This window comes from Maribacter sp. IgM3_T14_3 (assembly GCF_049603095.1).
Lineage (GTDB): Bacteria > Bacteroidota > Bacteroidia > Flavobacteriales > Flavobacteriaceae > Maribacter.
The window spans coordinates 262828-275296 of record NZ_CP187138.1; the positions used below are offsets into that span (position 1 = coordinate 262828).

Annotated in this window: 13 protein-coding genes; 11 read left to right on the forward strand and 2 right to left on the reverse strand. The window is 36.3% G+C overall.

Translation table 11 applies throughout. From position 1 onward, the window contains the following. Positions 1–10: 10 nt before the first annotated feature. From ccoN to ACPF9A_RS01270, 7 genes are read left to right on the forward strand one after another with little or no spacing between them, the layout of a single operon-like run. The gene (gene ccoN, locus ACPF9A_RS01240; protein WP_424000913.1) at positions 11–2209 is read left to right on the forward strand and encodes a cytochrome-c oxidase, cbb3-type subunit I; all 2199 of its coding nucleotides are present in this window, start codon (positions 11–13) and stop codon (positions 2207–2209) included. A gap of 11 nt (positions 2210–2220) precedes the next feature. Continuing rightward, on the forward strand, positions 2221–2412 hold the full coding sequence (locus ACPF9A_RS01245; RefSeq protein ID WP_424000915.1) for a CcoQ/FixQ family Cbb3-type cytochrome c oxidase assembly chaperone: 192 nt from the start codon (positions 2221–2223) through the stop codon (positions 2410–2412). Further along, positions 2409–3365, forward strand: coding sequence for a cbb3-type cytochrome c oxidase N-terminal domain-containing protein (locus ACPF9A_RS01250; protein ID WP_424000917.1), 957 nt, complete (start codon positions 2409–2411; stop codon positions 3363–3365). Before ACPF9A_RS01245 ends, ACPF9A_RS01250 begins: the two co-directional genes overlap by 4 nt. Before the next feature lie 46 nt (positions 3366–3411). After that, positions 3412–4830: a cytochrome c oxidase accessory protein CcoG gene (gene ccoG, locus ACPF9A_RS01255; RefSeq protein WP_424000919.1), complete on the forward strand. Its 1419-nt coding sequence runs from the start codon at positions 3412–3414 to the stop codon at positions 4828–4830. A gap of 17 nt (positions 4831–4847) precedes the next feature. Next, positions 4848–5294 carry a FixH family protein gene (locus ACPF9A_RS01260; protein ID WP_424000921.1) on the forward strand — a complete coding sequence of 149 codons (447 nt, stop codon included), beginning with the start codon at positions 4848–4850 and terminating at the stop codon, positions 5292–5294. A gap of 2 nt (positions 5295–5296) precedes the next feature. After that, a complete protein-coding gene (locus ACPF9A_RS01265; RefSeq protein WP_424000923.1) occupies positions 5297–6001 on the forward strand; it encodes a sulfite exporter TauE/SafE family protein in 705 nt (234 codons plus the stop codon). A gap of 25 nt (positions 6002–6026) precedes the next feature. Then, positions 6027–6524 carry a GTP-binding protein gene (locus tag ACPF9A_RS01270; protein WP_424000925.1) on the forward strand — a complete coding sequence of 166 codons (498 nt, stop codon included), beginning with the start codon at positions 6027–6029 and terminating at the stop codon, positions 6522–6524. Positions 6525–6606: 82 nt separating this feature from the next. Here ACPF9A_RS01270 and ACPF9A_RS01275 read toward each other — a convergent pair whose 3' ends face one another. Together ACPF9A_RS01275 and hemN are read right to left on the reverse strand one after the other, a co-directional pair. Continuing rightward, the gene (locus ACPF9A_RS01275; RefSeq protein WP_424000927.1) at positions 6607–7428 is read right to left on the reverse strand and encodes a universal stress protein; all 822 of its coding nucleotides are present in this window, start codon (positions 7426–7428) and stop codon (positions 6607–6609) included. A 49-nt stretch (positions 7429–7477) separates the two neighbouring features. After that, positions 7478–8839, reverse strand: a complete 1362-nt coding sequence (gene hemN / locus ACPF9A_RS01280) for an oxygen-independent coproporphyrinogen III oxidase (protein ID WP_424000929.1) — start codon at positions 8837–8839, stop codon at positions 7478–7480. A gap of 184 nt (positions 8840–9023) precedes the next feature. On the opposite strand from hemN, the gene ACPF9A_RS01285 reads away from it, so the two are divergent. The 4 genes from ACPF9A_RS01285 (at position 9024) to ACPF9A_RS01300 (ending at position 12418) form a co-directional block, all read left to right on the forward strand. After that, the gene (locus ACPF9A_RS01285; protein WP_424000931.1) at positions 9024–9413 is read left to right on the forward strand and encodes a DUF983 domain-containing protein; all 390 of its coding nucleotides are present in this window, start codon (positions 9024–9026) and stop codon (positions 9411–9413) included. Between the two features lie 6 nt (positions 9414–9419). Beyond that, complete coding sequence (locus tag ACPF9A_RS01290; protein ID WP_299800170.1) at positions 9420–10052, forward strand: Crp/Fnr family transcriptional regulator; 633 nt, start codon at positions 9420–9422, stop codon at positions 10050–10052. Positions 10053–10121: 69 nt separating this feature from the next. Further along, entirely contained in the window at positions 10122–10919 is a 798-nt protein-coding gene (locus tag ACPF9A_RS01295; RefSeq protein ID WP_424000933.1) for a sulfite exporter TauE/SafE family protein, read from the forward strand. Between the two features lie 83 nt (positions 10920–11002). Then, positions 11003–12418: an MBL fold metallo-hydrolase gene (locus tag ACPF9A_RS01300; RefSeq protein ID WP_424000935.1), complete on the forward strand. Its 1416-nt coding sequence runs from the start codon at positions 11003–11005 to the stop codon at positions 12416–12418. Positions 12419–12469: the final 51 nt, after the last annotated feature.

Genomic DNA, 12469 nt, shown 5'->3' on the forward strand with positions numbered 1-12469 from the left:
AAGTATAATTATGGAAGTACAGCAGTTTTATTACGATAACAAAATCGTGAAAAATTTCCTTTATGCAACCATGTTCTGGGGTATTGTGGGTATGTCTGTAGGCTTATTGTTAGCCTTCATGTTCATGTTCCCTAACATAACCGATGGAATATCATGGTTAAGTTTTGGTCGCTTACGCCCGTTGCACACCAACGCGGTAATTTTTGCATTTGTAGGAAATGCTATTTATGCTGGGGTATACTACTCTACCCAACGTCTATTAAAGGCGCGTATGTACAGCGATTTTCTAAGTAAGTTCAACTTTTGGGGTTGGCAGGCAATTATCGTTGCTGCAGCTATTACTTTACCCCTTGGTTATACGAGCTCTAAAGAGTATGCCGAACTTGAATGGCCTATAGATTTAGCAATTGCTGTTGTTTGGGTAGCATTCGGTGTAAACCTGATCGGTACCATGATAAAAAGAAGACAACGTCACCTTTATGTGGCTATCTGGTTTTATCTGGCAACTTTTGTTACAGTTGCGGTACTTCACATTTTCAATAGTTTAGAATTACCTGTTAGTGCTTTTAAAAGTTACTCGGTATATGCCGGTGTTCAAGATGCATTGGTACAATGGTGGTACGGTCATAACGCAGTTGCATTTTTCTTGACTACTCCGTTCTTAGGGCTTATGTATTATTTTGTACCTAAAGCAGCGAATAGACCAGTATACTCGTATAGACTATCTATCGTTCACTTCTGGTCATTGATTTTTATATATATCTGGGCTGGTCCGCACCACTTATTATATTCTGCTTTGCCTGATTGGGCTCAGAATCTTGGGGTTGCCTTCTCTATTATGTTATTGGCTCCATCTTGGGGTGGTATGATCAACGGACTTCTAACACTTCGTGGTGCTTGGGATAAAGTTCGTACCGATCCTGTTTTGAAATTTATGGTGGTTGCAATTACCGGTTATGGTATGGCAACTTTCGAAGGTCCTTTACTTTCTCTAAAAAACGTAAATGCAATTGCCCACTTTAGTGATTGGATTATTGCTCACGTTCACGTAGGTGCTTTAGCTTGGAACGGATTTTTGACCTTTGGTATGATCTACTACTTGGTACCTAAAATGACCAAGAACAAATTATTCTCAATTGGTTTAGCAAATTTCCACTTCTGGATTGGCACCTTAGGTATCATTCTTTACACTTTACCAATGTATGTTGCTGGTTTCACCCAAGCGTTAATGTGGAAAGATTTTAACCCTGACGGAACTTTAGTTTACGGTAACTTCTTAGAAACAGTAAATGAGATTATGCCAATGTATTGGATGCGTGCCATTGGTGGTAGCCTTTATATTGTGGGTGCTTGTGTTATGATCTACAATGTAGTTCGTACCATTAAAGCTGGTAGTGCTATAGAAGATGAATTGGCTGAAGCAGCTGCACTTACTGTAGTGTCTAAACGCAGAACAGCTGGTGAAACTTTTCATACTTGGTTAGAGCGTAAGCCTATTCAATTAACCATTTTAGCTACTGTTGCTATCCTTATTGGTGGTATTATACAAATTATACCTACCATATTGGTAAAATCTAACATACCTACTATTACCAGTGTAAAACCATATACGCCTTTAGAATTAGAAGGTCGTGATTTATACATTCGTGAAGGTTGTGTGGGTTGTCACTCTCAAATGGTCCGTCCGTTTAGAAGTGAGGTAGAACGTTATGGTGAATATGCCAAAGCAGGTGAGTTCGTTTACGATCACCCATTCCTTTGGGGTAGTAAACGTACAGGTCCAGATTTATTAAGAGTTGGTGGTAAATACTCTGATAACTGGCACTTAAATCATATGTACGATCCTCAAAGTACCTCTTCTGGTTCTATAATGCCTTCGTATTCTTGGTTAGTGCGTGATAAACATGACAGAGGTAACATACAAACTAAAATGGAAGCCATGGTAACCTTAGGTGTACCATATAACGAAGAAGACATTGCAAATGCCGTTGCTCTTATGGATGCGCAAGCAGAAAAAATTGAGAAAAACTTATACAGTGATCCCGATTTTGCAAAATCTTATGAAGCAGATAAAAAATATGCTGCTGAAAATGGCGAAGAATTCATAGAAATGAGAGATCGCGAAATTGTATCTATGATCGCTTACCTACAACGTTTAGGTACAGACATTAAGGTCAAAGAAACTGGTGAAATATTATCTGATAAATAAAATAAAAAATCATGTTCAAATTTGTAAAAGGTTACATGGAAACTATTGATGGCGTAGCAACCTACCCCATGATATCATTACTAATCTTCTTTGTGTTTTTCACATTGCTATTTTGGTGGGTAATTACAGCCTCAAAATCATACATCAAAGAAGTTAGCGAATTGCCTTTAGAAGAAGATAACCAACTAAACAACCAATTATGAAAAACAATACAGCCTGGTGGTTAAGAATAACAGTGGCCTTTTTCGCGGTCATTGTACTTATGGAAGTTTATATTGATAGCGGTGATCAACCTGCTTTTCTAGCCTATCCTACATTGATGTTTGGCTTTATGGCACTTATCCTATTACTATTAATAGCGATTGCCTTTATCGTACAAGCTATTGAAAATGTGCTTTACAATACGCTTGACGAAGAAGCAAAGGTGCGGTATGTTACTGCTAAAGAAGAAAAATGGGAATGGACATGGGGTAAAAATATGTACGACAAATTGTTGGGCAGTAAACCTATGGAAGCCGAGGGTGAAATCATCCTTGATCATAACTATGATGGTATTCGTGAGCTAGATAACAATTTACCACCATGGTGGGTATACTTGTTCTATGCTTCTATTGTTTTTGCAGTGGTATATCTAGTTCGTTTTCATGTCTTTAACGATTATAACCAAACATTAGAATACGAACAAGAGGTTGCTGCAGCTCAATTAGAAATTGAGGAATATAAAAAAACAGCTAAAGGTCTTGTTGATGCTAATACGGTTGAAGTGTTAACAGATGCATCTGACATTAGTGCAGGCAAAGGTATTTTTGAAAGTAACTGTGTTGCTTGCCACATGGCTGATGGTGGCGGTGGTATCGGACCTAACCTTACGGATCAAAACTGGATTCTTGGTGGCGGTATCAAAAACGTTTTTCATACCATTTCTGAAGGTGGTCGTGACGGTAAAGGTATGATTGCTTGGAAACAGAACTTAAAACCATTAGAAATGGCACAAGTAGCTAGTTATGTATTAAGTTTTCAAGGTACCACACCAGCTAACCCGAAAGCTGCTGAAGGTGATATTTGGGTTGACCCGAATGCGCCGGCACAAGAAACTCCTGCTGAAGCAGCATTACCCGTTGTAGAAATAGATTCTGCAACTGTTACCATGAACTGAGTAAAGTGAGAGCGTAAATCCGCTCAAGCTTATAAAGAGAGATACAATGTCACAAGATCAAGATAATTTTAGAGACTCCATCGGTACTATCAAAGAAGATGGTAAACGAGCTTGGGTATTCCCTAAAAAGCCAAGTGGTAAGCTTTATGAGTATCGAAAATATGTAAGCTACGTTCTTCTCGTTTTCTTGATTGCGTCTCCTTTTATCAAAATAAACGGCAACCAATTCTTGATGTTCAATGTGTTGGAAAGACGTTTCAATATCTTCGGATTTCCTTTTTATCCTCAAGATTTTCACCTTTTTGTAATCTCTATGATTATTGGGGTGGTTTTTATCGCCCTATTTACAGTAGCCTTCGGACGTATTTTCTGTGGATGGATGTGTCCGCAAACCATATTCTTAGAAATGGTTTTCCGTAGGATAGAATATTGGATCGATGGAGATCGCGGTGCTCAAATAAAATTGGATAGACAAGAATGGAATGCAGAAAAGATTCGTAAACGTGTTTTAAAGTGGATCATCTTTTTCATCATTTCATTTATTATAGCCAATGTTTTTCTTGCGTATCTTATTGGTAGTGACCGATTGATACAATACGTTACCGATGGTCCTGCACAGCACGTTAGCACCATGGTTTCGCTATTAATTTTTACCGGTGTTTTCTATTTTATATTCGCCTGGTTTAGAGAGCAAGTATGTATCATCGCATGCCCTTACGGTCGTATGCAAGGGGTACTTCTTGATAATAAATCGATTGTTGTTGCCTATGATTACAAAAGAGGTGAGGCTGAAAACGGCAGAAAAAAATGGCGTAAAAATGAAAATCGTGAAGAACTAGGTAATGGCGATTGCATTGACTGTAATCAATGTGTAAATGTTTGCCCTACCGGTATCGATATTAGAAACGGAACCCAGTTAGAATGTATTAACTGTACCGCTTGTATCGATGAATGCGATACCATCATGGAAAAAGTGGATTTACCTAAAGGCTTGATTCGTTATGCCAGTGAAGATGAAATTACCAAAAAAGAAAAATTTAAATTTACGCCACGTTTAAAAGGGTATACCGCTGTTCTAGTTATTTTAACCGGAGTGCTAGTAGGTATGATGTTCTTAAGAAATGACCTTGAAGCAAATATATTAAGATTACCTGGGCAATTGTACGAACACAAAGAAGGGAACATTATTAGTAATGTTTTCACCTATAAACTATTGAACAAAACCACTAAACCGGTTGAAGATGTTTACTTTAAATTGATATCACCAAAAGGCGAAATTAAACTGGTACGTCACGAGAATTTTGATGTAGCTGCAGAGGCAATAGCAGAAGGCACTTTATTCATAGAAATAAACGCTTCAGCTTTAAGTGGTGATAAGAACGACCTTAAAATTGGGGTTTACAGTAACGATAAATTAATTGAGACCACTACGGCTCGCTTTTTAGCACCACGTAGTTACAAATAGTACTTAAAGAAAAAATCATGAAAATTAATTGGGGTACCGGTATTGTGATTGCCATAGTTGCATTCATGGGCTTTATCTTGTTTTTTGTAATTACTATGACCACCAGTCATAATGCTAATCATGATTTGGTTACCGAAGATTATTATAAAGCGGAACTTGGCTATCAAAAAGAAATAGATGCAGAGAAAAATGCTCAAATCGCATCTACACAAATAGAAATACAAAAAACTTCCGAAGGGTTAATGATTCTTTTCCCTGAAGGATATGATGATACCAATGTTAAAGGTATGGTGTCCCTATACAGACCATCCAACAAGAATTTGGATTTTAATTTGCCCATTAGTTTATCCAATTCACATTTGCTCATACCTGACAATCAATTGTTGGATGGTCGTTGGGACATTAAAATTACTTGGGAACACGAAGGAAAAGATTTTCTACATAAAGAGAGTATTACTTTTTAAATATGCTACTATCTGCTCTCATATTAGGTCTAATGGGTAGTTTGCACTGCGTTGGTATGTGCGGACCCATTGCTTTTATGCTTCCGGTAGATAGAACGAACAACTACAAAAAATTCGGACAGATTTTCATTTATCACTTTGGTCGCTTAATGGCTTATGGACTCATAGGTCTCATATTCGGACTACTAGGTAAAGGACTTTCCATTTTTGGAATACAACAAAAGCTATCTATTGGTATTGGCATTATTATGATTGTAATTGTTTTAATTCCCTATAAAACATTCAATAAATACAACCTATCTAAGCCTATCTATAAAATCATTTCAAAAGTAAAGAATCAATTAGGTAAGGAATTAAAGAAAAAATCGCCCGATACCTTTTTAACCATCGGATTCTTAAATGGTTTTTTACCTTGCGGACTCGTTTATATGGCACTTTTTGGATCTATAGCAATGGGCGATGCTTTACAAGGAAGTCTATATATGATGCTTTTCGGTATGGGTACTTTACCCCTTATGACCGCTGCCATTTATTTTAGTAATTTATTAAAAGGTGGTATACGCCAAAAAGTACAAAAGGCAATTCCGGTATTTGTGGTTATTATCGGTGCACTTTTTATACTTAGAGGGCTTGGTTTAGGTATACCGTACGTATCGCCCGCACCAGTTTCCCAATTAGTTACAAGTGAAATAGAGTGTCATAACTAATGGCTAAAGCCAAATACAAACTCATATGAAACCATTACCGAACGAAATAGTACTTCGCCCCAGGTTTCAAATGAATGTGGAACAATCTAAAGAAGCTGTGCTATCTAATTTTGAAATAGCTTCCCAAACACCTTTTTTGGTAAATAGAATAGACGAGCATGTATTCATCAAATTCAACCAAAAAGAGCATCACTTCTGGTCTCCGCAATTACATTTAGAAATAGACGAAATAGATGCGTTCAATTGCCGTCTACATGGTGTTTTCGGTCCCAACCCTACCCTTTGGACCTTCTTTATGTTCATACACTTTGTCATTGCAACACTTTTTATAATCATAGGTATTTGGGCATATTCAAGTGCTTCTTTACATAAAGACTACCACATTCAAGTAGGTATCATGATAATGCTAGTAGCCATTTGGTTTGTACTATATTTTGCAGGTAGAAGTGGTAAGAAAAAAGGGAAGCCCCAAATGCACCAATTACATGATTTTATGACGAATGTTCTTGAAGGGGTATTTTAATTATGTTCTCAAGAATATCTCAAACAAATAAACCCAATGCAAATGCCCTGGGTTTATTCTTGTTTATAGAAGATGTTAGTATCTATATTTTGAATGTAATAACTGGTATTTTAGAATGGTTTACAACATCTTCGCCAATACTGCCATTAAACATATGCGAAATGCCTTTACGACCGTGTGTAGGCATTGCTATAGCATCTGCTAAGATGGTTTTACCATAATTGATAATTCCCTGCTCTACACTATAGTCATTATAAATTTCAACTTGTTGTGCAGAATTGGCCTTGGTCAAAAATTTGTTTATTTTTTGATAGGCATCTCTGTTACTCATAAATTCATCGTTTGGCGTGTTGATAAAAACAACCTCCATGTTAGCACCTAGCATTTCTGCAAACTCTTTAGCTTTTTGAAAAGCCGGTAAATTATCATCGTTAAAATCGCATGCGAATACAAAACGATCTAAACTTAAATTAGTTACCTCTCCCTTTATTACCAATACAGGTATGGTCGCGTTACGAACTACTTTTTCTGCATTAGAACCAATTAATATTTCTTCAAATCCGCTAGAGCCGTTAGAACCCATTACTATTAAATCTGCATCATGTTCTTTTGCAATAGTATTCAGCTCACTATATACTTTATAGTGCTTAATTACAGGGGTTACGGTAACGCCTTCTAAATATGGCTTTTCTAAAAACTCTTTTAAATTCTTTTCTGCCAATTTGACCATGAAAACTGTTTGCTCGATGTACATACCATCTGGCGAAGTAATTATTGCCTGATTTAGTTCTAGCATATGAACGACAAAAAGTTCAGCTTTATGTTTTTTAGCCAAATCTGCAGCAGCCTTCAACGCTTGTTCTGACTGATTTGAAAAATCTGTAAGTACGATTATTTTTTTCATGGTAATTTTATTTAGCAATTATTAAGATTAGGAACTTCTATTATTAAAATTAAACGGTCATTGAAAAAATCTTGGTGTCTGGTGACTTTTGCTGCAATGGCAAATCAAAAGCCATACATACATTTCTAACATACGGTCTACCCCTTTCCGTAATTTGCAGACTACCTTCGGCAATGGTCACTAAACCATCTTCTTCCATTTCTTTTAACCTATTTAAAATACTTTCTATTTGTGGTAGATGTAACTTAAATTCACTCCATGTTGTTTTAAACTGGCACATTAAATTTAAGATATGTCTTCTTATAATTTGATCTTCTTCTGTTAAAATATGACCTCTGTATAGCGGAATTATATCATTTTCTACAAGACTTTGATACTCTTCTACATTTTTTACATTCTGTGCAAAACCGTACCAACTATCGCTTATACTCGATGCACCTAAACCAATCATTAAGTTGGTGTTAGAGCTGGTATAGCCCATGAAATTTCTATGTAATTTTCCATTCTCCATTGCCTGAAACAACCCGTCACTCTCTAGTGCAAAGTGATCCATTCCTATTTCATGATAACCATATTCTAATAATAATTCTTTACCTACTTCGTACTGCGTTCTCTTTTCATCACCTGCAGGTAAATCTGCATCATTATAACCACGTTGACCATTACCTGCCAACCACGGCACATGTGCATAGCTGTAAAAAGCAATACGGTCTGGTTTTAATTCTTTGGTCTTTTCTATCGTATTAATTACATGCTCTAATTTTTGATGCGGGAGACCGAATATGATATCGTGACTTACAGATGTATACCCTATTTCACGAGCCCACTCGGTTACATTTTTTACATTTTCAAAAGGCTGAATTCTATTGATTGCCTTTTGTACTGTTTCATTATAATCTTGCACACCATAGCTCACTCTTCTAAAGCCAACATTATACAATGCTTGCAAATGTTCTTTAGTGGTATTGTTCGGGTGACCTTCAAAACTAAACTCGGCATCATTAGACCTATCGGAAATTCGTAAAATACCATCAATTAAATACTTCAAGTTTTCTGGAGTAAAAAATGTTGGTGTACCACCGCCTAAGTGTAGCTCTTTTATAATCGGTTTTTCATCAAACAACTCTCTATATAATCGCCATTCTTTTAAAACCGCTTTTATATAGGGCATCTCTAGATCGTGTCGTTTTGTAATACGCTTATGACATCCGCAGAACGTACACATATTCTCGCAAAATGGTAAATGTATATATAGACTTATACCAGATACCGAATTACTAGCATGAAAACTCTTTTTTACCGAAGCCTCCCACTTTTTTCCTGAGAAGGTATTGATATCCCAAAAAGGAACTGTTGGGTAGCTAGTATATCTAGGTCCTGGTACATTATACTTTTGAACAAGCGAACACATAAACTTCTTATTTAGTTACAAACTTACATGTCTAAGTCAGCATATAATATGATTTTTATCAGTTCACAGCACATCTAAAAAAAATAACTTGCCCTGAAATTATATTACGAATAGTTGTTTTATGTAACTAATGTTACCTAACAAATTAATGAGATGCAATAATTTTGACTTAAAATTTATACCCATGTTACCAATAGGCTCTAAATTGTACAGTATTATATTTTTAAAATGCCCTAGATGTCATAAAGGTGAATTCTTTGAAGCGAATCCTTATAAATTAAGTAACTTCAACAAGGTAAAAGAACGTTGCCCAAAATGCGATTTAAAATATAGTATAGAGCCTAGTTTTTACACGGGATCAATGTACGTTTCTTACGCAGTAGGTATAGCTGTAGCGGTTGCTGCATATGTGTTAACATTGCTATTCGGACTTCAACTTTCAATAGGTGCTTTGTTTGTTGTTATCGTTGCCTCATTAGTGGTAACAATGCCATGGATAGCCGCAGTATCTAAATCGATTTGGGCGAATATGTTTTTTAAATTTGATAAAGAAATAGCAAGGAAAATTAATTAGCCAAGAATGATTCAAGACTTAAAGGAAGAATACGGAGATATCTTTGAAGAAGAGCTCATCAATGAAATTGTACAGGTAGGTACGTTTAAAGAAGTACAAGAAGGTTATAAATTCATGGAGATCGGTGACTACATTAGAGGTATGCCTTTATTAATATCTGGAGTCATTAAAATTTTAAGAGAAGATGAAGATGGCGATGAACTATTGCTGTACTATCTAGAAAAAGGTGACACCTGTTCTATGACCATGGCATGTTGTATGGGCGACAAAAAAAGTGAAATCAGAGCTATAGCCGAAACAGATGCCAAATTGATTATGGTACCTATTCAGAAAATGGAAGAATGGACCGGCAAATATAAATCTTGGAGAAACTTCGTATTTAATAGTTATCATGTTAGATTAAATGAACTTTTAAGCACTTTAGATAATATCGCTTTCCAAAAGATGGATGAACGCCTAATTGGCTATCTAAAAGAAAAAGCTAGGGTAACAAAAGACAATATAATTCATAGTACCCATCAAGATATCGCCTACGATCTTCATAGTTCTAGAGTCGTAATTTCTAGACTTTTAAAGAAGCTTGAAGAAATGGGTAAAATTAAACTTCACCGTAATTATTTAGAAATTTTGGATTTATAATACCTCTGTAACAAATGTTACTGCGCAGGTTTCCGCACCGTTTTACTTTTGTGATATTAAATACATCACATGGAAATTTTGCACATTTTTGGATACGTAAGCGCTTTGGTAATAGGTGTTTCATTAGGACTCATTGGAGGTGGTGGTTCCATACTAGCCGTTCCTGTACTAGCCTACCTCTTTTCAATTAACGAAAAAGCCGCAACCGCTTACTCCCTTTTTATTGTTGGTGCAAGTGCATTGGTCGGTGGTTGGCAACAGCATCTAAAAGGCTACGTAGATTGGCGAACTGCTATCGTTTTTGGTACACCAGCAATTATTGGCGTTACACTAGTTAGGCACTATGTAGTGCCTGCCATGCCCGATGTTTTATTTGAAGTTGATCACTTTCAATTTACACGTAGAATGGCCATGTTCGGGCTGTTCGCTATTTTGATGATTCCTGCAGCATATTCTATGCTTAAAAAAGAAAAAAATGTTCTAACAGGTGGTGAAGTTTCTTATAACTATCCATTAATAGTATTAGAAGGGTTACTTGTTGGTAGTATAACAGGATTGATTGGTGCCGGTGGCGGATTCTTAATCATTCCCGCATTGGTCATTTTGGCGAATGTTGAAATGAAAGTTGCCGTTGGTACCTCGTTAATTATAATTGCCATTAAATCTTTAATGGGTTTCTTTTTAGGTGATGCGATGACCATGACCATCGATTGGAAGTTTCTTGCCATTTTTACATCGCTATCTTTTGTGGGCATTTTTATAGGTAGTTATCTCAGCAACTTCATAGATGGTAAAAAACTGAAGCAAGGTTTCGGCTATTTTATACTTGTTATGGCCGCCTTTATTTTCTACATGGAATTCTTTTAAAAAATTTCGCTTATGTGACAAAAGTCACTGTACACGTCTTATACAAAGGGTAATTTTATAGTATTAATCAAATAAATAACAACATGAAAGTAGAACAAATTTATACCGGATGTTTGGCACACGCTGCCTATTATATAGAAAGTAATGGTGAAGCTGCAGTTTTTGATCCGTTACGTGAAGTACAGCCATACCTTGACCGTGCTAAAAAAGACAATGCAAAAATTAAATATGTTTTTGAAACCCATTTTCATGCAGATTTTGTGAGTGGTCATTTAGAATTACAAAAAAAAGCGGGTGCAGAAATTGTATTTGGTCCTGGTGCAAAACCTGCTTATAAAGCAACTACTGCAAAAGACAATCAAATATTTGAAGTGGGTGATTATAAAGTAAAAGTAATTCACACGCCTGGGCATACGATGGAAAGTACTACCTACCTCTTAATTGATGAGAATGGAAAAGAGCATGGTATAATTACTGGCGACACCTTGTTTATTGGCGATGTTGGTAGACCAGATTTAGCACAACACGTCGTTGCAGATTTATCCGAAGAAAAACTAGCTGGTTATTTATATGATTCTCTTCGTAATAGAATTATGCCGCTGAGCGATGATTTAATTGTGTACCCTAACCACGGTGCCGGTTCTGCTTGTGGTAAAATGATGAGTAAAGAAACTACCGATACTTTAGGACATCAAAAGAAAGTAAACTATGCTTTGAGACCAGACATGACCAAAGAGGAATTTATAAAAGAACTCTTAACCGGACTCACAGCTCCTCCTGGGTATTTTCCTAAAAATGTTTTAATGAACATTCAAGGGTACGAGAGTTTAGACAAGATAATGGACCGTGCCACTACCCCATACACTCCCAAGGCTTTTGAGGCTGTTGCCAATGAAACCGGGGCATTAGTATTAGACACTAGAAATGCTGAAGATTTTGCAAAAGGGTTTATTCCTAACAGTATTAATATTGGACTAGAAGGTAGTTTTGCCCAATGGGTAGGTGAAATGATACCAGATATAAAACAAGAGATTTTATTGGTCACATACAAAGACAAACAAGAAGAAGCCATTACCCGTTTAGCAAGAGTTGGTTATGACAATTCCGTTGGCTTCTTAGATGGTGGTTTTGATACTTGGAAGCAATCAGGAAAAGATTTTGAGGTAAGCAACAGAATTAATGCCGATGAATTGGAAGCTGAAAATGAAACAGATAAACCTTTAATTATTGATGTTAGAAAAAAGAGTGAATTTGATTCTGAACATGTGGTAGGCGCCATAAATGTTCCTTTAAATGAAATCAACCAGCATCTATCTCAATTCCCTAAAGACAAGCCTTTTGTTTTACATTGTGCCGGTGGTTATAGAAGTATGATCGCAGCCTCCATTTTAAAACAAAGAGGATGGAAAGATTTTACTGATGTTAGAGGTGGATTTGAAGCTATTTCAAAAACAACATTACCTAAAACAGCATACGTTTGCCCATCAACACTTTTATAAAACTTTATACTAAAACAGCGCTGATTTTTCAGGGCTGTTTTACTTTTAATG